21 protein-coding genes are annotated in these 21,796 nt (G+C 71.3%); 6 read left to right on the top strand and 15 right to left on the bottom strand.

Annotated features, from left to right (window positions below):
- Window positions 1-2 precede the first annotated feature (2 nt).
- Both AC1P0E_RS22435 and AC1P0E_RS22430 read right to left on the bottom strand, forming a co-directional pair.
- The gene (locus tag AC1P0E_RS22435; RefSeq protein ID WP_482743930.1) at window positions 3-593 is read right to left on the bottom strand and encodes a DNA-3-methyladenine glycosylase I; all 591 of its coding nucleotides are present in this window, start codon (window positions 591-593) and stop codon (window positions 3-5) included.
- Window positions 590-985 (bottom strand): hypothetical protein, encoded by a 396-nt coding sequence (locus AC1P0E_RS22430; protein ID WP_482743929.1) that lies wholly within the window; start codon window positions 983-985, stop codon window positions 590-592. Before AC1P0E_RS22430 ends, AC1P0E_RS22435 begins: the two co-directional genes overlap by 4 nt.
- Before the next feature lie 106 nt (window positions 986-1,091).
- Between AC1P0E_RS22430 and folP the strand changes: the two genes are divergently transcribed.
- Complete coding sequence (gene folP, locus AC1P0E_RS22425; protein WP_482743928.1) at window positions 1,092-1,952, top strand: dihydropteroate synthase; 861 nt, start codon at window positions 1,092-1,094, stop codon at window positions 1,950-1,952.
- A 191-nt stretch (window positions 1,953-2,143) separates the two neighbouring features.
- Here the strand turns inward: folP and AC1P0E_RS22420 are convergent, their stop codons facing one another.
- Together AC1P0E_RS22420 and dapE are read right to left on the bottom strand one after the other, a co-directional pair.
- Window positions 2,144-2,893: an LOG family protein gene (locus AC1P0E_RS22420; protein WP_482743927.1), complete on the bottom strand. Its 750-nt coding sequence runs from the start codon at window positions 2,891-2,893 to the stop codon at window positions 2,144-2,146.
- Between the two features lie 69 nt (window positions 2,894-2,962).
- Window positions 2,963-4,042 (bottom strand): succinyl-diaminopimelate desuccinylase, encoded by a 1,080-nt coding sequence (dapE, locus tag AC1P0E_RS22415; protein WP_482743926.1) that lies wholly within the window; start codon window positions 4,040-4,042, stop codon window positions 2,963-2,965.
- Window positions 4,043-4,127: 85 nt separating this feature from the next.
- On the opposite strand from dapE, the gene AC1P0E_RS22410 reads away from it, so the two are divergent.
- Together AC1P0E_RS22410 and AC1P0E_RS22405 are read left to right on the top strand one after the other, a co-directional pair.
- On the top strand, window positions 4,128-5,087 hold the full coding sequence (locus AC1P0E_RS22410; RefSeq protein ID WP_482743925.1) for a VldE C-terminal domain-containing protein: 960 nt from the start codon (window positions 4,128-4,130) through the stop codon (window positions 5,085-5,087).
- A gap of 300 nt (window positions 5,088-5,387) precedes the next feature.
- Complete coding sequence (locus tag AC1P0E_RS22405; protein WP_482743924.1) at window positions 5,388-5,837, top strand: ATP-binding protein; 450 nt, start codon at window positions 5,388-5,390, stop codon at window positions 5,835-5,837.
- Window positions 5,838-5,915: 78 nt separating this feature from the next.
- On the opposite strand, the gene AC1P0E_RS22400 is transcribed toward AC1P0E_RS22405, so the two are convergent.
- Together AC1P0E_RS22400 and fdxA are read right to left on the bottom strand one after the other, a co-directional pair.
- The gene (locus tag AC1P0E_RS22400; protein WP_482743923.1) at window positions 5,916-7,016 is read right to left on the bottom strand and encodes a bifunctional succinyldiaminopimelate transaminase/glutamate-prephenate aminotransferase; all 1,101 of its coding nucleotides are present in this window, start codon (window positions 7,014-7,016) and stop codon (window positions 5,916-5,918) included.
- Between the two features lie 112 nt (window positions 7,017-7,128).
- Window positions 7,129-7,449, bottom strand: a complete 321-nt coding sequence (gene fdxA, locus AC1P0E_RS22395) for a ferredoxin (protein ID WP_018089397.1) — start codon at window positions 7,447-7,449, stop codon at window positions 7,129-7,131.
- Window positions 7,450-7,590: 141 nt separating this feature from the next.
- Here fdxA and AC1P0E_RS22390 point away from each other — a divergent pair, with 141 nt between their 5' ends.
- Together AC1P0E_RS22390 and AC1P0E_RS22385 are read left to right on the top strand one after the other, a co-directional pair.
- On the top strand, window positions 7,591-8,586 hold the full coding sequence (locus AC1P0E_RS22390) for a GNAT family N-acetyltransferase (RefSeq protein ID WP_482743922.1): 996 nt from the start codon (window positions 7,591-7,593) through the stop codon (window positions 8,584-8,586).
- A 16-nt stretch (window positions 8,587-8,602) separates the two neighbouring features.
- Window positions 8,603-9,436, top strand: a complete 834-nt coding sequence (locus AC1P0E_RS22385) for a transglutaminase family protein (protein WP_482743921.1) — start codon at window positions 8,603-8,605, stop codon at window positions 9,434-9,436.
- A gap of 349 nt (window positions 9,437-9,785) precedes the next feature.
- On the opposite strand, the gene AC1P0E_RS22380 is transcribed toward AC1P0E_RS22385, so the two are convergent.
- The 4 genes from AC1P0E_RS22380 to AC1P0E_RS22365 all read right to left on the bottom strand — a co-directional run bounded on the left by AC1P0E_RS22380 (window position 9,786) and on the right by AC1P0E_RS22365 (window position 13,481).
- On the bottom strand, window positions 9,786-11,831 hold the full coding sequence (locus tag AC1P0E_RS22380; protein ID WP_482743920.1) for a peptidoglycan binding domain-containing protein: 2,046 nt from the start codon (window positions 11,829-11,831) through the stop codon (window positions 9,786-9,788).
- Between the two features lie 167 nt (window positions 11,832-11,998).
- Window positions 11,999-12,373: a DUF6113 family protein gene (locus AC1P0E_RS22375; RefSeq protein ID WP_482743919.1), complete on the bottom strand. Its 375-nt coding sequence runs from the start codon at window positions 12,371-12,373 to the stop codon at window positions 11,999-12,001.
- Complete coding sequence (mshB, locus tag AC1P0E_RS22370; RefSeq protein ID WP_482743918.1) at window positions 12,370-13,263, bottom strand: N-acetyl-1-D-myo-inositol-2-amino-2-deoxy-alpha-D-glucopyranoside deacetylase; 894 nt, start codon at window positions 13,261-13,263, stop codon at window positions 12,370-12,372. Before mshB ends, AC1P0E_RS22375 begins: the two co-directional genes overlap by 4 nt.
- Before the next feature lie 23 nt (window positions 13,264-13,286).
- Complete coding sequence (locus tag AC1P0E_RS22365; RefSeq protein WP_138896464.1) at window positions 13,287-13,481, bottom strand: hypothetical protein; 195 nt, start codon at window positions 13,479-13,481, stop codon at window positions 13,287-13,289.
- A gap of 168 nt (window positions 13,482-13,649) precedes the next feature.
- Here AC1P0E_RS22365 and AC1P0E_RS22360 point away from each other — a divergent pair, with 168 nt between their 5' ends.
- Window positions 13,650-15,785 (top strand): S9 family peptidase, encoded by a 2,136-nt coding sequence (locus AC1P0E_RS22360; RefSeq protein WP_482743917.1) that lies wholly within the window; start codon window positions 13,650-13,652, stop codon window positions 15,783-15,785.
- Between the two features lie 227 nt (window positions 15,786-16,012).
- Here the strand turns inward: AC1P0E_RS22360 and AC1P0E_RS22355 are convergent, their stop codons facing one another.
- From AC1P0E_RS22355 to AC1P0E_RS22335, 5 genes are all read right to left on the bottom strand, one after another.
- Window positions 16,013-17,068 carry an ABC transporter ATP-binding protein gene (locus AC1P0E_RS22355; protein ID WP_482743916.1) on the bottom strand — a complete coding sequence of 352 codons (1,056 nt, stop codon included), beginning with the start codon at window positions 17,066-17,068 and terminating at the stop codon, window positions 16,013-16,015.
- A complete protein-coding gene (locus AC1P0E_RS22350) occupies window positions 17,061-18,035 on the bottom strand; it encodes an ABC transporter ATP-binding protein (protein WP_482745860.1) in 975 nt (324 codons plus the stop codon). The genes AC1P0E_RS22355 and AC1P0E_RS22350 overlap by 8 nt, the downstream gene beginning before the upstream one ends.
- Window positions 18,036-18,055: 20 nt before the next feature.
- Window positions 18,056-19,039, bottom strand: a complete 984-nt coding sequence (locus AC1P0E_RS22345; RefSeq protein ID WP_482743915.1) for an ABC transporter permease — start codon at window positions 19,037-19,039, stop codon at window positions 18,056-18,058.
- The gene (locus tag AC1P0E_RS22340) at window positions 19,032-19,955 is read right to left on the bottom strand and encodes an ABC transporter permease (protein WP_482743914.1); all 924 of its coding nucleotides are present in this window, start codon (window positions 19,953-19,955) and stop codon (window positions 19,032-19,034) included. The genes AC1P0E_RS22345 and AC1P0E_RS22340 overlap by 8 nt, the downstream gene beginning before the upstream one ends.
- Window positions 19,956-20,020: 65 nt before the next feature.
- Window positions 20,021-21,649, bottom strand: coding sequence for a peptide ABC transporter substrate-binding protein (locus AC1P0E_RS22335; protein ID WP_482743913.1), 1,629 nt, complete (start codon window positions 21,647-21,649; stop codon window positions 20,021-20,023).
- Window positions 21,650-21,796: the final 147 nt, after the last annotated feature.

The raw sequence follows: 21,796 nt of genomic DNA, 5'->3' as shown, positions 1-21,796 counted from the left end.
CGCTAGTCGCCCGCTCCACCGCGCGCCACGCACTGGGCGAGGTGGTCGTCGACCAGACCGCACGCCTGCATCAGGGCGTACGCCGTCGTGGGGCCGACGAAACGTATGCCGCGCTTCTTGAGCGCCTTGGACAGCGCGACGGACTCCGGGGTGATCGCGGGAACGTCCGAGATCGTCCGCGGGGCCGGGCGCGTCGCGGCATCCGGGGCGTACGACCAGATCAGGGTGTCCAGCTCGCCGGCCTGCCAGCCGGCGAGCGTCCTGGCATTGGCGAGGGTCGCCTCGATCTTGGCGCGGTTACGGATGATTCCGGGGTCGCCGAGCAGGCGCGCGGCGTCCTCGTCGGTGAAGGCGGCCACCGAATCGATCTTGAAATCGGCGAAGGCGGTACGGAAACCCTCGCGGCGGCGCAGAATCGTCAGCCAGGAGAGCCCGGACTGGAAGGCCTCCAGGCAGAGACGTTCGTACAGCGCGTCGTCGCCGTGGACCGGGCGGCCCCACTCCCCGTCGTGGTAGGCGACGTACTCCTCGGTGGCCAGGCCCCAGGGGCAGCGCAGGCGGCCGTCCGGGCCGGGCTCGGCGCCGCCGATCACGACCGCGGCTCCTCGCCCGGTGAATCGGTGAACGGGCCGTCGGTGAACGGGCCGCCCTTGAAGAGGTCCGCGCCGCCGACCGCTCTGGCCTGGACACCGGCCAGCGCGGCCTCCAGCTCGGCGATCCGCGCGTCGCGCTCGGCGATCTCGGCGCCGAGGCGGCCGAGCACGTCGTCGACGTCGGCCATCCGATAGCCCCGGGGGGCCAGGGGCAGCCGCAGCGCCTCGATGTCGGCGCGGCCCACCGGGCGCGTCGCGGGCAACGGGTCCACCAGCTGCTCGGGCGGCGCTTCGGGCAGGGCGCCGCCGCTGTCGCTGCCGCCTCCGCCGACCACGGCGAGGGTGACCGCGGCGACCACGACGACCATCGCCACAACCAAGAACAAGAACACGAGCGTCTCCCCGGGCCACGCGCAAAGCGGAATCTGTCCAGTCCCGATCGTGCCATGCGGCACTGACAGTTAAGGTCGCAGGCGACCGACGCGAGGAGGAAACACGGTGCTCAGGCTGGGACGGCGCGAGTTCGGAGCGCACGAGCCGGTGATCATGGCGATCGTGAACCGGACCCCTGATTCGTTCTACGACCAGGGTGCGACGTTCCACGACGAGCCCGCGCTCGCCCGCGTCGAGCAGGCGGTGTCGCAGGGCGCCGCCATCATCGACATCGGTGGCGTGAAGGCCGGCCCGGGCGAAGAGGTGAGCGCGGCCGAGGAGGCGCGGCGCACGGTCGGCTTCGTGGCCGAGGTGCGCCGGCGGCACCCGGACGTCGTGATCAGCGTCGACACGTGGCGGCACGAGGTGGGCGAGGCGGTCTGCGAGGCGGGAGCGGACCTGCTGAACGACGCTTGGGGTGGCGTCGATCCCCGGCTGGCCGAGGTGGCGGCCCGCTATGACGTGGGCCTGGTGTGTACGCATGCGGGCGGCACGGAGCCGCGGACGCGGCCGCACCGGATCACGTACGACGACGTGATGGCGGACATCCTCGACGTGACCGTCAGGCTGGCGGAGCGCGCGGAGAAGCTGGGCGTACGGCGCGACGCGATCCTGATCGACCCGGGGCACGACTTCGGGAAGAACACCCGGCACAGCCTTGAGGCGACGCGCAGGCTGGGCGAGATGGTCGCGACGGGCCGCCCTGTGCTGGTCTCGCTGTCCAACAAGGACTTCGTCGGCGAGACGCTCGACCGGCCGGTGAAGGAGCGGCTCGTCGGGACGCTGGCGACGACGGCGGTTTCGGCGTGGCTGGGGGCGCAGGTCTATCGGGTGCACGAGGTCGCGGAGACGCGGCAGGTACTGGACATGGTGGCGTCCATCGCCGGCCACCGGGCGCCGGCGGTGGCGCGGCGGGGGCTGGCCTAGCGGCCGGAGCGGGTGGAGGTGGCGCGCGGGGCCGCTGCGCGGGGCGCGGGGCCGCTGCGCGGGGCTTTTCCCCTGCCCGCCCCTTCCCGAACCGGGGCGCCGCCCCGGACCCCGCTCCTCAAACGCCGGAGGGGCTGAAAGGTGCAGCGTCCGAGAGGGCGGGGAGCAGGCCCCGCGCAGCGGCTGAGCGCCTACCTTTCCGACTCCTTCGACACCAGCGCCACCGCTTCCTCCACGCTGTCCGTCACATGGAACAGCAGCAGGTCCCTCTCCGACGCCTTCCCCTGCGCGATCACCGTGTTCCGCAGCCAGTCGACCAGCCCGCCCCAGTACGCCGTACCGAAGAGCACGATCGGGAAGCGGGTGACCTTGCGGGTCTGGACCAGCGTGAGGGCCTCGAAGAGCTCGTCCAGGGTGCCGAGTCCGCCCGGCAGGACGACGAAGCCGTGCGCGTACTTCACGAACATGATCTTGCGGACGAAGAAGTACCGGAAGTTCACGCCGATGTCGACGTGCGGGTTGATGCCCTGCTCGAAGGGCAGCTCGATCCCGAGACCGACCGAGATGCCCTTCGCATCCCGCGCCCCCTTGTTCGCGGCCTCCATCGCACCCGGGCCACCGCCCGTGATCACCGCGAACCCGGCTTCGGCCAGCGCCCTGCCGAGCTCCACGCCCGCCTCGTAGTCGGGCGTACCCGCCGGCGTGCGGGCCGAGCCGAACACGCTGATGGCGGGCGGCAGTTCGGCGAGCGCGCCGAAGCCGTCCACCAGCTCGGCCTGCATCCGCATGACCCGCCACGGGTCGGTGTGCACCCACCCGGTGTCACCGTCGGAGTCCAGCAGTCTCTGGTCGGTCGTGCCCGGCTGGATCTGGTCGCCGCGACGCACCACAGGCCCCAGACGCTGCTCTTCCGGTACCCGCTCCCCTTCAGGAATCGTCATGCCGTACTCCCTCCGCTGCCGAACATTGTCCGGTCAGCGTAGGTCCACAGACGTGACGAACAGTGAAATTCAGGCAGACAGCCAGGCGCGAAGTCGCTCTTCACAGTGCGTGATCCGCTCGACGACGACGTGCTCGTCCCGCTTGTGCGCGAAAATCGGGTTCCCCGGCCCGTAATTGACCGCGGGCACGCCGAGCGCGCTGAAGCGCGAGACGTCCGTCCAGCCGAACTTGGGGTGCGCGGTGCCGCCCACCGCCGCCATGAACGCCGCGGCGGCCGGGTGCGAAAGGCCGGGCAGGGCCGCCCCCGAGTGGTCGTCCACCACGAACTCCGCGATGTCGCAGTCCGCGAAGACCTCACGCACGTGCGCGAGCGCCTCTTCCTCGCTGCGGTCGGGCGCGTAACGGAAGTTGACCGTCACCGTGCACGCGTCGGGGATGACATTGCCCGCCACACCGCCCTCGATCGCGACGGCGTTGAGCCCCTCGCGGTACTCCAGTCCGTCGATCACGGGCCGCCGCGGCTCGTACGCCGCCAGCCTCGCCAGGATCGGCGCCGCCGTGTGAATCGCGTTGGAGCCCATCCAGCTGCGCGCCGAGTGCGCCCGCTCCCCCGCCGTGCGCAGCAGCACCCGCAGGGTGCCCTGGCAGCCGCCCTCGACCTGCGCGTCGGACGGTTCGAGGAGTACGGCGAAGTCGCCCGCCAGCCAGTCCGGGTGGGCGTCGGCGACGTGCCCGAGGCCATTCAGGTGCGCGGCGACCTCTTCGTTGTCGTAGAAGACGAAGGTCAGGTCCCTGTTGGGCTCGGGAACGGTCGCGGCGATACGCAGCTGTACGGCGACCCCGGACTTCATGTCGCTCGTACCGCAGCCCCACAGGACGCCGTTCTCGTCGAGCCTGGACGGCACGTTGTCGGCGATCGGGACGGTGTCGATGTGCCCGGCCAGGATGACCCGCTCGGCGCGTCCCAGGTTCGTACGGGCCACCACGTTGTTGCCGTACCGGTCGACGGTCAGGTGCGGCAGCGCGCGCAGTGCCTCCTCGATGGCGTCGGCGAGGGGCTTCTCGCTGCCGCTCACCGACGGGAAGTCGATCAGCCGGGCGGTCAGCGCGGGCGCGTCCAGGAAGAGGTCAAGCGGAGTTTCGGCCATGACCCCGAGCCTAACGGTCCGTGGCCGGAGGCCACCGGGTCGTCCCCCGGGAAGCACCGGAACCGCCTCCAGTACCTTAGGCAGCGTGCCTGAGTCCACCACTTCCGTAACTCGCGGCCGCACCCTGCGCATCGCGGCGGGTGTCGCCGTGCTGCTCGCGCTGGCCGGGTATCTGGTGGCGCAGTACGTGACCGGCGGCGCGGGCGCACCGCGCTGCACCGTCCGCTCCGCGGAGGGCGACGGGACGACGTACGAGCTCAGTCCCGAGCAGGCCGTCAACGCCGCGACGATCTCCGCCGTCGGCACCTCGCGCGGGCTGCCGGAGCGGGCGGTGACGATCGCGCTGGCGACCGCGCTCCAGGAGTCGGCGCTGCGCAACATCAAGTACGGCGACCGCGACTCGCTCGGCCTCTTCCAGCAGCGGCCCTCGCAGGGCTGGGGCACCCCGAAGCAGATTCTCGACGCCGGTTACTCGGCCGAGAAGTTCTACGAGCACCTGGAGCAGGTCCCCGGTTACTCGCGGCTGCCGCTGACCGTCGCCGCCCAGCGCGTCCAGCGCAGCGGCTTCCCCCAGGCGTACGCGAAGCACGAGCCGGACGCGGCGCTGCTGGCCGCCGCGCTCACCGGGCGCGCGCCCGCGTCGCTGACCTGCTCGGCGCCCCGGGACGCGCAGCCGGGCAAGCCGGCCGACGTACGGGCCGCGCTGATACGGGACTTCGGGGCGGATGTACTGCCCAAGGCGCAGGCCGCCGGATCCCGGGGCGAAGCGAACACAGTCGGCGCCGACGCGCAGCTCGGCGGGACCCCCGCGGCGGCGACCGTCACCGTGCCCGTCCCCGCGCAGGCGGCGGGCGCCCGCAGGAGCTCCGGGGACCGGCGCGGCTGGGAGCTCGCGCACTGGGCCGTCGCCCACGCCGCGGAGCTGCACATCGAACGGGTCGCCTACGCCGACCGCGTGTGGACCACGGGTGACTCCGGAAAGAAATGGCAGCCGCAGGACGCACGGAACGGCTCCGGAGAGGTCCGGATCACCACCGCGCAATAGTGCGGACGATCACCCGAAAGCGGTAAGCGCGCCCTGTGGCAGCAGGGGTGCGCACGCACCTGCGGACCGTCACCCCTCCATTCCCCAAATCCCTGGGGAACAAAGGGAACCGTGCCTCGGGCACCCCCTCGCGACGGACGCCATTTGCCCGGGTTCATCCGGAGCCGATAATGCGACGCATTACGAACTCTTTACCTCGGCGCACCGCAACCAATCCCGCCCCTCGAGCGGTTGTCACGGCGTCTGATCGTCGGACGGACAGTCTCCATCACACGTCGTCTCTCCCGCCTAAGGAGCACCATGTCTCTCCCCCTGACCCGTCGGATCGCCCGCGCCGCACTGATCATCGCGGCCGGCGCAGCCCCCGTGGTCGGTGCGGCCGGCTCCGCGAGCGCCGCTGACCTCCCCGCCGCCCCCAACCTGGGCGGCCTGACCGCCCTGGACGGCGCCGGTCTCGGCGACTCCGTCGACAGCGCGGCGCAGAAGAGCTCCAAGACAGCGGGTGACACCGGCAGCAAGGCCGTCAAGAAGGCCGTCCCGGCTGCCGGCAAGACCATCGGCAAGGCCGGCAAGACGGCCACCCCCGCCGCGCAGAAGGCGGCCGGCGACGTCGCCGGGAGCGCCGGCGAGGTCCTCGGCGAGACCACCTCGACCGCGACCGGCGAGGGCCTGCCGACCAGTGGCAAGCTGCCCGCCGGCAGCGTCCTGCCGACCAGCCAGCTGCCCACCGCGGGCCTGCCGCTCGGCTAGTCCGTACCCGAGCAGAAGGGGCCCCGGGGGGTACGTACTCACGTACCCCCCGGGGCCCCTTCGTCGTGTACTGGACCGTCAGCCGCCGAGGCGCTTGACCGCCGCCGCGACGCGCTCGTCGGTGGCCGTGAACGCCACCCGTACGAAACGGTCGCCCGCGGGCCCGTAGAAGTCGCCCGGAGCCGCCAGGATGCCCAGCTCCGCCAGGTACGCCACCGTCTCCCAGCACGGCTCGTCCCGCGTCGCCCACAGGTACAGGCTCGCCTCGCTGTGCTCGATGCGGAAGCCGTGCGCCTCCAGCGCGCCGCGCAGCGCCGCCCGCCGGGCCGCGTACCGCTGCCGCTGCTCCGCCACGTGCCTGTCGTCGCCGAGCGCCGCGACCGTCGCCGCCTGCACCGGCGCCGGCGTCATCATGCCGCCGTGCTTGCGGATCTGCAGCAGATCGCCGAGGACGCCCGCGTCGCCCGCCAGGAACGCGGCGCGGTAGCCGGCCAGGTTGGAGCGCTTGGAGAGCGAGTGGACGGCGACGATGCCCTCGTACGTACCGCCGCACACATCCGGGTGCAGTACGGACACGGGCTCGGCCTCCCAGCCCAGCTCCAGGTAGCACTCGTCGCTGAAGACCAGCACGCCGTGCTCGCGCGCCCACGCCACGATCCGGATCAGCTCGTCCTTCGGCAGGACGCGGCCCGTGGGGTTGGAGGGCGAGTTGAGCCAGAGGAGCTTGACGCGGGCGGGGTCGAGGTCCGCAATGGGATCGTCGTACGCGACCGGCTCGGCGCGCGCCAGCCGTGCGCCCACCTCGTACGTCGGGTACGCGAGCCGGGGGTACGCCACCTGGTCTCCGGCGCCCAGACCGAGCTGCGTCGGCAGCCAGGCCACCAGCTCCTTCGAGCCGACGACCGGCAGGACGTTCGTGTGCGCGACGCCGCGCGCGCCGAGGCGCCGCTCCACCCACCCGGTGAGCGCGTCCCGCAGCGCGGCCGTGCCCCACACCGTCGGATAGCCCGGGGAGTCCGCCGCCTCGACGAGGGCCCGCTGGATCAGCTCGGGGACCGGGTCGACGGGCGTGCCGACGGACAGGTCCACGATGCCGTCCGGATGGGCGGCCGCGGTCGCCTTGTACGGCTCCAGCTTGTCCCAGGGGAAGGTGGGCAGACGGTCAGTGACTGCGGACACGGTGGATCGCTTTCTCGTGCTCGTACGGGCTCACTCTGGCTCTGGAAACGCCTCGGTCCCGTACGGCGGAAAAAGGCCGTACGGGACCGGGGCGGCGCACTTGCCTCGTCGCTTACTGGTTCTGCGGCGGGAGCGCTGCGATGAAGGGGTGGTCGCGCTCGATCAGGCCGAGCTTGGAAGCACCACCGGGCGAGCCGAGCTCGTCGAAGAACTCGACGTTCGCCTTGTAGTAGTCCTTCCACTCCTCCGGGGTGTCGTCCTCGTAGAAGATGGCCTCGACCGGGCAGACCGGCTCACAGGCACCACAGTCGACGCATTCGTCCGGGTGGATGTACAAGGACCTGGAGCCCTCGTAGATGCAGTCGACCGGGCACTCCTCGATGCACGCCTTGTCCTTGACGTCGACACAAGGCTGCGCGATGACGTAGGTCACGCTGTCGTTCCTCCTCGATAGGGCGCGGCGGGCCGATCTGCGGCTCCGTCCACGTGGCGCGCGGGAGCGCGGCGTCGTCGATGCCCGCCCCTAGTATCTCCGTTCCCGGGCACGATCCGAACAGGAGGGGCGGACAGAGCTGTGGAATTCACTACCGGCGGACGACTTGAGGTCCGTATTTCGCCTGATGACGTGGGCAAACGTGTATCAGTCAGGCGCCTCGACGAAGCCGGAGTGCCGGGGGCGAAGTTCACCGACACGATCGGTGTTCTCACATCCTGGGACAACGGTGTGCTGTCGATCACACGACGCGACGGCGAATCCGTCCGTATCGCGGAATCCACGCTGGTCGCGGGCAAGGTCGTGCCCTCCGCCCCGGCCCGGCGGCGCGGTCCCGCCGCGACCTTCGAGGAGCTCGCGCGGGTGTGCGCCCGCGCGTGGCGGCCCGTCGAGAGCGAGCCGCTCGGCGAGTGGCTGCTGCGCGCCGCCGGCGGCTTCACCCGGCGCGCCAACTCGGCACTGCCGCTCGGCGATCCCGGAATGCCGGTCGGCGCGGCGCTGGAACGCGTACGGGAGTGGTACGACGCCAGAGGGCTTCCCCCGTACGTCCAGGTCTCCACCGGCGCCGAGGGCGCCCAGGAACGCCTCGCCGCCGAGCTGGAGCGGTGCGGGTGGTCGCGCGAGGTCACGGCCCAGGTACGGATCGCCGCGCTCGCCCCGATCGGGGATCTGGACGCGGACGTCTCGCGGGTGCGGCTGGCCAGGGCGTGCGACGCGGGCTGGCTGGCGCGGTACCAGCGGTTCGAGGAGCCGGGGCAGCATGTTCTGAAGGTCCTCGGCAGCGGGCCTTCTGTGTGGTTCGCGTCCGTCCCCGGCGACGGGGAGGTGCCCGCGGCGATCGGTCGGTGCGTCGTCGACGGGCGGTGGGCCGGGTTCATGGCGGTCGAGGTCGACCCCGCCCACCGGCGGCAGGGTCTCGCCGGCGCGGTGATGACGGCGATGGCTCGGCGGGCGCTCGACGAAGGCGCGTCGGCCGCGTGGCTCCAGGTCGAGGCCGACAACGACGCGGCGCGGGCGCTGTACGACGGCATGGACTTCGCCACGCACCACAGCTACCACCACTTCCGACCGGCCTAGGGCGGGTACGACGCGTATGGGACGACCCACCGAACCCGAACGGCGCCGTCGGTTCGCCGACGAGGCCCGCGCCGAGCGGCCGGACCTCGCGCTGCTGTGCCTGCTGGTGGGCGCGGAGGCGGATGCCTCGCTGGACGAGGCCGGGATGGACGCGGCCGAGATCGAACTCGACCGGCTGGCGGGTCTGCTGCCGTTTCGCCCCGGCGGGGCGCGGGGGTGGGCGTCGGCCGTGGCCGAGCTGCTGGGGGCGCGGTGCGGGTTCGGGGGGACGCCGGGGGATTACCAGCGGCTGGAGTCCTCACTGCTGCACGAGGTGCTCCAGCGGCGGCGCGGGCTGCCGATTCTGCTGTCGGTGGTGTGGATCGAGGTGGCTCGGCGGGCGGGGGCGCCGGTGTACGGGGTCGCGCTGCCGGGGCACTTCGTCGTGGGCTTCGGCGCCCGGGACGAGCAGGTACTGGTCGACCCGTTCGACGGGGGGCGGCTGCTGACGGGGGCGGACGCGGAGCTGCTGGTGGCGGGGGCGACGGGGGAACCGCTCGACCCTTCGATACTGGTGCCGGCGGATCCGCTGGAGATCGTGCTGCGGATCCTGAACAACATCAGGGCGTGGGCGTCGGCCCGCCCGGAGCGTACGGACGTCCAGCTGTGGGCGGTGGAGCTGTCCCTGCTGCTGCCCTCGCATGCGGCGCGGCTGAGGTTCGAGCGGGCGCAACTGCTGGTGCAGCGGGGGGACTTCCTCGGCGGGGCGGCGGAGATGGAGGCGTATGCGGACGTCGTGGCGGCGGTGGAACCCACGACGGCGGAGGCGATCCGCCGCCGGGCACGGGCGGCTCGGGCGCGGCTGAACTGAGGCGGGGGCCCGGCGGCCGGCTGCGGTGTGGCGCCGGCTCGTGGGGCGGGCGCGGGCCGCTCCGGGGGCGGCGTTCGCGACTGCATGATTTAGCCGCGCAGCAGCGGTCTTTGTACGAGGCCCACTCCCTGCGCACAAATCACGCTTTACGTCCCGAACACCACCCCCTGCGCGACCCGCCCCCTCCCGCCGGTGGGTCCGGTGCGGGCCGTTCGCGCTGGGTGCTGAGGGCTCGCGCCGCGGGCCGAGGCCCCGGCCGTTCGGCCGGGGGTTGCCCCCGGGAAAGCCCAGCGTCCCGAATGCCGCTCCCGTAGGGCGCGGCACCCGGAACCATCAACGACACCGGCTGTCAGCTCGGGTTGAGGCTGATCTCCTGGACGCGCTCCGCCGGGGTCCTGCCCAGGAGCGCGGTGCGCATGGCGAAGGCCACGTCGTCCGCGGTGACCGGGTGCTTGTTGCCGTCGCCCTTGGTGATCTGGACGCCGTCGAACACGCCCTCCAGCAGCTGCTCGATCGCCGGCTTGTTGTAGACCTCCACCAGGCGGCCGTCGATCGGCTTCATGGAGAGGATCTTCGGCAGGGACCTCGCCGGGCCGAACTGGATCTGCTTGCCGCCCGCCTTGATCGTGATCAGGCCGGACATCGCGGGCCGCGCGAATTCCTCCATCGCGCGGTCGAGTTCGGCCTTGTCGATCGTCGGGGCCTTCGTGGTGACCGGCAGCTCCACCGTGTTCGGCTTGCCGGTCTCCACCTTGGCGCGGTAGGCGTCCTTGACCCGGACCATCGAGCGGCCGATGTCGAGCTGCTTGCCCGCCTTGCCCGGTACAGCGACCGCCTTGCCCGGTACGAACTTGATCGTGCCTTCGCCGGCCGTGCCCGAGGTGCCCGCCAGGTCGGCCAGCGCGACGCTGAGCTTCTCCTTGTCGACCGGGATCACCGGTTCGGCGACCCGCTCGCCGCCGAAGAGGGAGCCGATCACGGAGACGGGGTTGTAGTCGCTGCCCGCGGCGCCACGCACGGTTTCCTGGCTGTCCAGGCTGAGGCCCGCCTTGGACGGCGCGAGCTCCGTCCGCTTCCCGTCGACCGTGAGCAGGAGCGGCTCGGCGGCGCGCTTGCCGAGGGCGGCCTCGAGCTTGCCGACCGCTTCTTCCTTGGTGCCGCCGCCGATGTCGACGCCGAGGACGGTGGTGCCCTTCGGTACGTCGGAGTGGTTCATCAGAAGACCCGCTCCGTACGCCACACCGGCCACAGCCACGACACCCACTGCCACCAGGACCAGTTTCGAGCGGCCCTTCTTGGCGGGGGCGGGGGCGGAAGCGGAGGAAGGCGGCGGTGCGGTCTGCGCGGCCGGGGCCGTCGGGTCGCCCGGGAGGGGCGTCAGGTCGGGGACGAAGCGGGCGTCGGCCTGCGGCGGGGCGAACGGCGAGTGCCGGTCGGCCGGCTGGACCACGGGGATGCCGCTGGTCAGCGTGTCACCGGAGACGTTGCCGCCCACGGGCGGGCCCGCGGCCGGGTTCTGCGGCGTCAGTACCGCCGTGTCGTCGCTCATGCGCGGCGGGCCCGAGACCGGAGGAGTGGCCGCCCCCGCGGCGGAACCGGGACCGGCGAACAGCGGGCCGCCGATGGACGGGCCGGGGAACGAGCCGCTTCCGGTGACAGGGCCGGTGGTCGGGCCCGAGGGGCCCACGGGGCCCAGAGGACCGGCGGGGCCCGAGGGGCCGACCGGGCGGGGGCTCGCACCGGAGCCGCCGGCGTTCGCGGCGGGCGCGCCGGGCGAACCGCCGGGGCTGCGGCGCGGCAGGGGCGCGGTGGCGCCCTGGCGCTGCGGCTCTTCGGGCGTGAAGTACGGGAGGTCGGGCCGCTGCCCGCCGCCCTGCGCCGGGGCCGGCGGGGCCGGCGGGGCCGGCGCCGGTGAGGCGGAAGCCGGGGCGGCAGACGACTTGCGCGGCGCGAACCAGTCGCTGGCCGGCGGCCTGTCCTCACCCGAGCCCGACCCGGAGCCCGCCCCGGAGCCCGGGCCGGAACCCGAGCCGGAACCCGGCTCGTTCCTCGGCGCCGTGTCCGGCGACGGCTCGGGCGGGCGCGGCGTACTGCCCGTGTGCGCGCCGTTCGCGGGCGAGGAGGGCGGCTCCACGTCACCCATCGGCGTACGCATGACGACCGGCGGGATCGGCCGCGACCCGGGGATGTTGATCCGGATGCGGGTGGTCAGCGTGGTCTCGGTCCTGGGCTCGTCCGGTTCCACCGGACCGGCGGCCTCGGCGCTCTCCCCCGGAGCGTCCCCGGGGTGCGACGACGGATACTGGCGGGATCCGTACGGCGGCGTACCCGAGGGGTACGCGGCTCCGCCACGCCCCTGGGGGCCGGAGGACGAACTGTCAGTTTCACGACTCAAGGCAGGTTCTCCCGGTTAGCTCCGCTCGCCCGCTCTTACCTGGTACTGCGGGCGGCTCGGCGGCGCGCACCACCATACTGGCCGCCGCCGAAAGGCGCCCCGCGCCCTTGGAAGAGGGGTTCCGACGGCCGTGCGGACGCGGCCGATTCACGGACTCAAGTGGTACGTCATTTGCCAAGTCGGGCGCCCGCCGTGCCTTGTTGTGGCAACTGCAGCATCGTGGCGCAGATCACAGCGACGGCCATTCCGCCCAGCATGTAGGCGTACGAGACAGTACTGCCGCCGATGAGCAGGTCGCCCTCGGGGCGGCTGACGGTCAGCAGGACGATGGCGACGAGCCATCCCGCGGCGGACGCGCCGACGCCGGACTTGGTGCCCGTGACGTACATGCCGCCGTAGAAGACGCCCGCCGACGCCAGCAGGGCGAGCAGCAGACCGCCGGGGAACCACGCCGCGTGGACGAGGACGCCCGCCGCGCCGGTGATCGCGCCGAGGAGGGCGAGGAGGGCATAGGCGCCGAGACGGGCCGGGGTCGGGCTCATGACGTCACTCCGGCGAAGAGGTCGGTTTCGCGGCCGCCGTCGGGCCCGGACCGTTCGCCTCGTACCAGCTCGTAGTACTCCGCCGTAAGGACGGGCTGCCCCAGGTTGTTGGAGAGCGCGAAGAAGTCGCCCTCCACCGCGATCTGGGTGGCGTGGGCGCGCATCGCGGCCGTCTTGGCGGCGGCGTACGCCGTGCCGTCGATCTCCGTGGTGATCACCGCGTCGTCGACCACGCCGGGGACGTCGTCCACGGCGCCGGCGGCGGGAAAGCTCACGGTGGCCGCGCGCAGGCGGGCGAAGCCGTCCTCGGCGTAGGTGCGCGGCACGCGGTTCCAGTAGATCTTGGCGATGGCGTGGGGCGCGCCGAGGTCCGGGCGGAAGTCCGCGTCGGCCGCCAGGTCCGCGGCGCGCGTCGCCACGCGGTGGGCCTGGATGTGGTCCGGGTGGCCGTAGCCGCCGTCCGGGTCGTAGGTGACAAGGACCTGCGGGCGTACGGAACGGATCACCTCGACGAGGTACGCCGCCGCCTCGTCCACCGGCGTGGCCCAGAAGGCGCCTTCGCGGTGGTTCTGCGGGGCGCCCGTCATCCCGGAGTCGCGGAACCGGCCGGGGCCGCCGAGGAAGCGGTGGTCGGTGACCCCCAGTTCCTTCATCGCGGCGGCCAGTTCGGCGACGCGGTGGGCGCCGAGGGTGTCGTCGCGGCCGGCGGCCAGGTGCGCGAGGGCGGGCGGGATGACCTCGCCCTCCTCGCCGAGGGTGCAGGTCACCAAAGTGACCCCGGCGCCCTCGGCGGCGTACTTGGCCATGGTGGCGCCGTTGTTGATCGACTCGTCGTCGGGGTGCGCGTGCACCAGAAGCAGACGACGGGCTGGGTGGTCCTGGTCCGTCATGGGACCACCCTACGAGGCGCCGCTCAGAACTTGATGCCCCCGATCATCCCGGCCACGTTCGTGGTCAGTTCGTTGATCGTGGGTGCGATGGACGAGCTGGCGAGGTAGAAGCCGAGCAGCACGCAGACCACCGCGTGTCCGGCTTTGAGACCCGATTTCCGGACCATCAGGATGACGATGATCGCCAACAGCACTACCGCCGAAATCGAGAGTGCCACGGCGGTTCACCTCCACTTACTCGGGTCGAAAACGGGCATGCGGACAGTCGTCGGCAGGTTCATACCCACCAAGCGCTACGGATCATAACTATCCGTGCGTACGCATTGATCGGTGCACGGCAGCACGAGGGGCGCATGGAGAGTGCGCCGGGCGGTAGCTTCGGGCATATGACGTCGAATCAGCTCTCCTTTCCCCGGCAGCACGCGAGGACGCAGCGCTTCACCCTGGGGGCGCCACGCGCGTTCACGGTGTCGCCCGACGGGACGCGTGTGGTGTTCCTCCGGTCCTCTTCGGGCACAGATCGCGCGAACCGGCTCTGGGTCCTCGACCTGGAGGGGGGCGCGCAGGAGCGCGTCGCCGCGGACCCCGGGGAGCTGCTCGGCGGCGCCGACGAGCAGCTGTCGGCGCAGGAGAGGGCGCGGCGCGAGCGCAGCCGGGAAGGGTCGGCGGGAATTGTCGGGTACGCCGTGGACGCGGCGGTGGAGCTGGCGGCGTTCGCCCTGTCGGGCCGGCTGTACGCGGCCGAGCTGCGGGCCGGAACCGCGCGCGAACTGCCTGCCGCCGGGCCGGTTCTCGACCCCCGGCCCTCACCGGACGGGCGGCATGTCGCGTACGTCTCCGGGGGCGCTCTGCGGGTGATCGGCGCCGAGGGCGACGGCGACCGGGCGCTCGCCGAGCCGGAGGACGAGAACACGACGTACGGCCTGGCGGAGTTCGTCGCGGCGGAGGAAATGGCCCGCTCGCGCGGCTTCTGGTGGTCGCCGGAGTCGGACCGGCTGCTGGTCGCGCGCGCCGACGACACGGCCGTGGCGCGCTGGTGGATCTCGGACCCGGCGCGACCGGAGAGCGAACCTGCGCGGGTGGCGTACCCGGCGGCGGGGACGTCCAATGCGGAGGTGCGGCTCTTCCTGTACGGGCTGGGCGGCGGTGGCGACGGCGGGCGTACGGAGGTGGTGTGGGACCGGGCCCGGCATCCGTATCTGGCGCGGGTCCACTGGTCGGAGGCGGGCGCCCCGCTGCTCCTCGTGCAGTCGCGGGACCAGCGCAGCCAGCTGTACCTGGCGGTGGACCCCGAGACCGGTGCGACGCGGACCGTGCACGTGGACGAGGACGCGGTGTGGCTCGAACTTTTCGACGGAGTGCCGGTCTGGGCGCCGGACGGGCGGCTCGTACGGATCGCGGACGAGGGCGGGGCGCGGGTCCTGACGGTTGGGGACCGGGCACTGACCGGGCCGCAGTTGCAGGTGCGGGCGGTGCTGGACGTGTCGGACGGCGATGTACTGATCTCTGCTTCGGCGGGGGCGGAGGCCGCCGTTCCCGAGATCGGTGAAGTGCACGTCTACCGGGTCAACGAGCTGGGCGTGGAGCGGCTTTCGGAGGGGCCCGGGGTGCATTCCGCCGTGCGGTCGGGCGGGGTGACGGTGCTGGCTTCGGCGCGTCCGAAGAGCAGCGGCACGGTGGTTCAGGTGCTGCGCGACGGCAAGCGGGAGGCCGTGGTGGCGTCGTACGCCGAGGAACCTGTGCTGCACGCGCGCGTGCGGCTCGTGGAGGGGGGCGCGCGGCGGATTCCGTGCGCCGTACTGCTTCCGACGGGCTACGCGGATGGGGACGGTCCGCTTCCGGTGCTGATGGACCCGTACGGAGGACCGCACGCGCGGCGCGCTGTTGCCGCCCACAACGCCCACCTCACTTCGCAGTGGTTCGCCGACCAGGGCTTCGCGGTGGTCGTCGCCGACGGGCGGGGGACGCCGGGGCGCTCCCCCGGCTGGGAGAAGGCGATCAAGGACGACTTCACGCTCACGCTGGACGATCAGGTGGAGGCGCTGCACGCGCTGGCGGCGGACTTTCCGCTGGACCTGGATCGGGTCGCCATCCGTGGCTGGTCGTACGGCGGCTACCTGGCGGCCCTGGCGGTGCTGCGCCGGCCCGATGTCTTCCACGCGGGGATCGCGGGCGCGCCGGTCACGGACTGGCGGCTGTACGACACGCACTACACGGAGCGGTACCTGGGGGACCCGGGGGCGCAGCCGAAGGTGTACGCCGCGAACTCGCTCGTCACGGATGGGGGGTTGTCGCAACCGGCCGAGGAGCACCGGCCACTGATGATCATCCACGGCCTGGCGGACGACAACGTGGTGATGGCGCACTCGCTGCGGCTGTCGTCGGCGCTGTTGGCTGCGGGGCGGCCGCATGAGGTGCTGCCGTTGTCGGGCGTCACGCACATGACGCCGCAGGAGCAGGTGGCGGAGAACTTGCTGCTGCTCCAGGTGGACTTCCTGCGACGGTCCCTGGGCCCGGCGTAACCCTGTGGGGCAGGTCACAACCGGAGGCGCGGGTGCCCGGCCGGGGGCGACATGGCGGCGCCCCCGGCCGGGCAACGGCACCCGCACGGCCGTACGCTGTTCAGCGTGACGCGTTCGTATATCGGAGTCGCGTCAGTCAAGTTGCCTGTGCGTTAACGAAATTGATCCGTGCGTTGCCACTGGAATTCGGCGGGGAGGCGGGCAAAATGCTCTCGGCGGCGCCCCGGTCAGCCGGCGCCGGGTCCCTCCTCCATCGGCACCACCCGCTTCTCCTCCGCGAAGTGACACGCCGAGTCGTGCGCCGCCGGCGAGTCCTCGCCCCGGAACACCGCCGGCACCGCCAGCAACGGCACCTCCATCGCGCACCGGTCCTGCGCCTTCCAGCAGCGCGTGCGGAACCGGCAGCCGGACGGGATGTTCGCGGGCGACGGGACGTCGCCGGTCAGCAGGATCCGCTCGCGGTGCTCGCGCGCCGTCGGGTCCGGCACCGGTACGGCGGAGAGCAGCGCCTGCGTGTAGGGGTGCGTCGGGTGGTCGTAGATCTCGGCGTCCCTGCCGGTCTCGACGATCCGCCCCAGGTACATCACTCCCACCCGGTCGGAGATGTGCCGCACGATCGACAGGTCGTGCGCGATGAAGACATAGCTCAGGCTGAACTCGCTCTGGAGCTGGGCCAGCAGATTGATGACCTGCGCCTGGACCGAGACGTCCAGCGCCGACACCGGCTCGTCGGCCACGATGATCTCCGGCCGCAGCGCGAGCCCCCGCGCGATCCCGATGCGCTGCCGCTGGCCGCCGCTGAACTGGTGCGGATAGCGGTTGATGTACTCCGGGTTGAGCCCGACCACGTCCAGCAGGTCCTGGACCTTCTGCCGCCGGTCGCCCTTGGGCGCCACCTCGGGATGGATCTCGTACGGCTCCCCGATGATGTCGCCCACCGTCATACGGGGATTGAGCGACGTGTACGGGTCCTGGAACACCATCTGGATGTTGCGCCGCACCGCCTTCAGCGCCCGCCCCGAAAGCTTGGTGATGTCCTCGCCCTTGTAAAGGATCACCCCGGCCGTCGGGCGCTCCAGGTGCACCAGCATCTTCGCCAGGGTCGACTTGCCGCAGCCCGACTCCCCCACGATGCCGAGCGTCTCCCCCGCCACCAGGTCGAGGTCGACGCCGTCGACCGCCTTGACCGCGCCGACCTGCTTCTTGAAGACGATGCCCTGCGTGAGCGGGTAGTGCTTGTGCAGCCCGCGTACTTCGAGGATCGCCTCAGCCGTGTCAGCCATGGAGCGCCTCCTGCCAGAAGTGGCACGCACTCCCGCGGCCTTCCGGCACGTCGTACAGCGGCGGCACGTCCGTCCGGCACACGTCACGCGCCAGCGGGCAGCGGGGATGGAAGGCGCAGCCGGGCGGGATGTGCATGAGGTTCGGTGGCAGGCCCTTGATGGCGTACAGCTCCTGTCCCTTCTGGTCGAGGCGCGGAATCGATTCGAGCAGGCCCTTCGTGTACGGGTGGGCCGGCGCCTTGTAGATGTCGTGCACCGGCGCGGTCTCCACGATCCGGCCCGCGTACATCACGGCGATCTTGTCCGCCACATCCGCGACGACCCCCAGGTCGTGCGTGATGAGGATCAGACCCATGTCGAGTTCGCGCTGCAACTCCGCGAGCAGGTCCATGACCTGCGCCTGTACGGTCACGTCCAGCGCGGTCGTCGGCTCGTCCGCGATGATCAGCGACGGTTCCAGGGCCAGGGCCATCGCGATCATGATGCGCTGGCGCATGCCGCCGGAGAACTGGTGCGGGTACTGCCCGACCCGTTCCCGGGCCGCCGGGATGCGCACCCGGTCCATCAGCTCGACGGCCTTGTTCTTCGCGTCCTTCCTGGACATTCCCCGGTGTACGACGTACATCTCGCCCAGCTGTTCGCCCACGCTGAGCACGGGGTTGAGGGAGGACAGCGCGTCCTGGAAGATCATGGCCATCTCCCGGCCCCTGACCTTCCGCCGCTCGTCCTCCTTGAGCTGGAGCAGATCGCGGCCCTGGAAGACGATCTCGCCGCTCGTGATCTTCCCCGGCGGCATGTCGAGGATGCCCATGATCGCCTGCGCGGTGACGGACTTCCCCGAGCCGGACTCCCCCAGCACGGCGAGCGTCTCGCCTTCGGCGACGGAGTAGTTGACGCCGTTGACGGCCTTGGCGACCCCGTCGCGGGTACGGAATTCCACGTGCAGGTCGCGTACTTCGAGCAACATGGCGGGCATCGCGGGGCTCCTCAGCGCAGCTTGGGGTCGAGGGCGTCGCGCAGCGCGTCGCCGAGCATGATGAAGGCGAGCACCGTGATCGCGAGCGCGCCGGCCGGCCAGAGCAGCATGTGGGGGGCGTTGCGGACGTACAGCGATGCGGCGGAGATGTCGATGCCCCAGGACACGGTGGGCGGCCGCAGGCCGACGCCGAGGAACGAGAGCGTCGCTTCCAGCGAGATGTACGTACCGAGGGCGATGGTCGCCACGACGATGACCGGGGCGATGGCGTTGGGCGTGACGTGCCGCAGCAGCATCCGCGAGTTGCTCGCGCCGAGCGCGCGCGCCGCCTGCACGTAGTCGTTCTGCTTGGCGGTGATGACCGACCCGCGTGCGATACGGGCGATCTGCGGCCACCCGAGCAGCACGATGAATCCGATCACCGGCCAGACGGTGGTGCTCGTGATGACGGACAGGAAGACGAGGCCGCCGAGGACGACGGGGATGCCGAAGAAGACGTCGGTGATACGGGAAAGCAGCGCGTCCCACGCGCCGCCGAAGAAGCCGGCGAGCCCCCCGAGGACGCTGCCGAGCAGTGCCACGCCGAGGGTGGCGCAGACGCCGACGGTCACCGAGGCCCTGGCCCCGTAGACGGTCCGCGTGTAGACGTCGCAGCCCTGGCCGTCGAAGCCGAAGGGGTGACCGGGCTGGGAGCCCTCCTGGGCCTTGCCCAGGTCGCACTGGAGCGGGTTGCCGCTCGCGATGAGGGACGGCCAGAGCGAGATGACGACGAGAAAGGCGATGACGAGCCCGGAGACGATGAAGACGGGGTTGCGGCGCAGGTCGCGCCAGGCGTCGGACCACAGGCTTCGCGGCTTGGCCGCCGGGCCCGTACCCAGCGGGCCGCCGCCGGGCCCCTTCTCCAGCGTCTCGCCCTCGTCCATGGCGAGATCCGTCGCGCCCCCGGCTCCGGCCGCCGAGACCGCCGCTTCGGGTTCGTAGTGGGGCTCAGGCATACCGGATCCTCGGGTCGAGTACGGCGTACAAGAGGTCGACGAGCAGGTTCGCCAGCAGGAAGACCAGGACCAGGACGGTCACGAAGCCGACGACCGTCTGGGAGCTCTGGCGCAGGATGCCCTGGAAGAGCTGGTAGCCGACGCCGTGGATGTTGAAGATCCGCTCGGTGACGATCGCGCCGCCCATCAGGGCGCCCACGTCCGTACCGATGAAGGTGACCACGGGGATGAGCGAGTTGCGCAGCAGATGGCGCGAGATCACCCGGCGCCTGGGCAGACCCTTGGCGACGGCCGTACGGACGTAGTCGGCGCGGGAGTTCTCGGCGACGGAGGTCCTGGTGAGGCGGGTGACGTACGCCAGCGAGACCGAGGCCAGGACCAGGCCGGGAATCAGCAGTTCGTCGACCGTGGCCTCGGACGAGACGGCCGGCTTGATGAGGCCCCACTTCACGCCGAGCAGCAGCTGGAGCAGCAGACCGGTGACGAAGGTGGGGATCGAGATGACCACGAGGGTGAGGAGCAGTACTCCGGTGTCGACGGGGCGGCCGCGGCGCAGGCCGGTGAGTACGCCCAGGCTGATGCCGATGACGACCTCGAAGACGATGGCGACGAGGGTCAGCCGGATGGTGACGGGGAAGGCGGTCCCCATCAGCTCGGTGACCTTCTGGCCGTTGAAGGCGGTGCCGAAGTCGCCGGTGAAGACGTTGCCCATGTACGTCAGGTATTGCTGCCACACGGGCTTGTCGAGGCCGAACTCCGCACGGAGCCTGGCGGCGGTCGCGGGGTCGCACTCGCGGTCGCCGCAGAGCCCGGCGATGGGGTCGCCCATGACGTTGACCATCAGGAAGATGAGCAGGGTGGCGCCGAAGAAGACCGGGATCATCTGCAGCAGACGCCGGATCACATAACGTCCCATGGAGGGCTCCTCAGAAGGGGGCGCCTACGCTCGGCTACGCCTGGCCCGGTGTCAGTTCTCAGTCGTCAGTTGACCGTGATCTCGTTGTAGACGGGGACGCTGAAGGGGTTCAGGGCCACGTTGGAGATCCGGTCGGAGTAGCCGGCGCTGCCGTTCTGGTACCAGAGCGGGATGGCGGCCATCTCGTCGCGTACGACCTTCTCGGCGTCCTTGAACTTCGTGACGGCCTTTGCCGGGTCGGACTCGGCGTTGGCCTCGTCGACGAGCTTGTCGAATTCCTCGTTGGACCACTTGCCGTCGTTGGACGAGGCGTTCGTGTAGTAGAGCGGCTGGAGGAAGTTCTGGATCAGCGGGTAGTCCATCTGCCAGCCGGCCCGGAAGGGGCCCGTCATCTTGCGGTCGGTGATCTGGCTGCGGAAGTCGGCGAAGGTGCCGACGGGGTTGCCGGTGCACGCCTTGTCGTTGCCCAGCGCGTTGTTGATGCTGTTGCAGACGGCGTCGACCCACTCCCGGTGGGAGCCGGTGTCCGCGTTGAACGTGATCTTCAGCGTGCCGCCGGGGATGCCGCCTCCCTCGGCGACCAGCTTCTTCGCCTCGGCCGCGTTGAATTCGCACGCCTCGCCGCACAGGGGGTCGTCGAAGCCGCCCTCCTCCTTGAGGACGGGGGAGGTCCAGTCCTTGGCGGGGGTGCGGGTCTTCTGGAAGATCGTGTCGGTGATCTGCTGCCGGTTGATCGCCATGGACAGCCCCTTGCGGACCTTTTCCATGCCGTCGGCGTTCCACCGCTCGTCGTAGTACGGGATGGCGAGGGTCTGGATGATGCCGGCCGGGGTGTTGAGGTACCGCTCGCCGAGGTCGGCCTGGACGTTCTTGAGCTGGGAGGCCGGTACGTCGTCGACGAGGTCGAGGTTGCCCGCGATGAGCTGGGTGTAGGCGGTGTTGTTGTCGGTGTAGACCTTGAGGTCCACGCCGCCGTTCTGCGCCTTGTCCGGCCCGGGGTACTGCTCCCACTTCCTCATGCTCAGGTGCGAGCCCCTGGCGTACGAGTCGACGGTGTACGGGCCGTTGCCGACGGGCTTGGCCAGCCAGGCGTCGTGGTCGTCGAAGAACGCCCTGGGGAGCGGGGCGAAGGCGGCGTAGCCGAGGGTCTCGGGCCAGGTGGAGAACTTCTGGGTGAGCTTGACGGTGAAGGTCCTGTCGTCCCTGACCCGCAGGCCGGAGAGTGTTTCGGCGGTGGCCTTGCCCTTCTCGGGGTGGACCTTGTCGTAGCCCTCGATGTAGCCGAAGAAGTAGGCGTTGCGCTGGTTGTTCTCGAGGTGCGCGCCGTAGTTCCAGGCGTCGACGAAGGACTTGGCGGTGACCTTCTCGCCGTTGCTGAACGTCCAGCCGTCCTTGATGGTGACGGTGAAGTTCTGCGAGTCCGTGGTGTCGATCTTCTCGGCGAGCATGTCCTTGGCCTCGGCGGTCTTCGGGTCGTACCGCTTGAGGCCGCGGAAGAGCATGTCGAGGACCTTGCCGCCCTGCACCTCGTTGGTGTTCGCGGGCTCCAGCGGGTTCTGCGGATCACCCCAGGACGAACTGACCACCCCCGACGCACCGCCACCGCCGCCGTTGCCGCCGCCACCGCAGGCCGCCGCCGCGAGGGCGACGGCCACAGCGCATGAAATCCACTTGGCGTGCGTGGCTCCGCGCATGGGTCGTCTCCAGGGGTCGGTCTCGGGTCTCACGTAGCACCCATACCACCCCAGAAGAGTACGTACCGCACTCCGACGGGCCCGTTCGCGCGGCGAAAAACATCACGAACGGCGTACACCCACTCCTTCACGCTGCCCCGGGCGCGC

It is taken from the genome of Streptomyces sp. TRD_SC_5 (assembly GCF_056836825.1).
This window is presented reverse-complemented; position numbering and strand designations above follow the sequence as displayed.

Excerpts from the sequence above, each read along its gene's own strand:
- AC1P0E_RS22420 (WP_482743927.1), bottom strand. The coding sequence starts at position 2,893 with ATGACGATTCCTGAAGGGGAGCGGGTACCGGAAGAGCAGCGTCTGGGG.
- dapE (WP_482743926.1), bottom strand. The coding sequence starts at position 4,042 with ATGGCCGAAACTCCGCTTGACCTCTTCCTGGACGCGCCCGCGCTGACC.
- AC1P0E_RS22405 (WP_482743924.1), top strand. The coding sequence starts at position 5,388 with ATGTCTCTCCCCCTGACCCGTCGGATCGCCCGCGCCGCACTGATCATC.
- AC1P0E_RS22385 (WP_482743921.1), top strand. The coding sequence starts at position 8,603 with ATGGGACGACCCACCGAACCCGAACGGCGCCGTCGGTTCGCCGACGAG.
- AC1P0E_RS22375 (WP_482743919.1), bottom strand. The coding sequence starts at position 12,373 with ATGAGCCCGACCCCGGCCCGTCTCGGCGCCTATGCCCTCCTCGCCCTC.
- mshB (WP_482743918.1), bottom strand. The coding sequence starts at position 13,263 with ATGACGGACCAGGACCACCCAGCCCGTCGTCTGCTTCTGGTGCACGCG.
- AC1P0E_RS22360 (WP_482743917.1), top strand. The coding sequence starts at position 13,650 with ATGACGTCGAATCAGCTCTCCTTTCCCCGGCAGCACGCGAGGACGCAG.
- AC1P0E_RS22355 (WP_482743916.1), bottom strand. The coding sequence starts at position 17,068 with ATGGCTGACACGGCTGAGGCGATCCTCGAAGTACGCGGGCTGCACAAG.
- AC1P0E_RS22350 (WP_482745860.1), bottom strand. The coding sequence starts at position 18,035 with ATGTTGCTCGAAGTACGCGACCTGCACGTGGAATTCCGTACCCGCGAC.
- AC1P0E_RS22345 (WP_482743915.1), bottom strand. The coding sequence starts at position 19,039 with ATGCCTGAGCCCCACTACGAACCCGAAGCGGCGGTCTCGGCGGCCGGA.
- AC1P0E_RS22340 (WP_482743914.1), bottom strand. The coding sequence starts at position 19,955 with ATGGGACGTTATGTGATCCGGCGTCTGCTGCAGATGATCCCGGTCTTC.
- AC1P0E_RS22335 (WP_482743913.1), bottom strand. The coding sequence starts at position 21,649 with ATGCGCGGAGCCACGCACGCCAAGTGGATTTCATGCGCTGTGGCCGTC.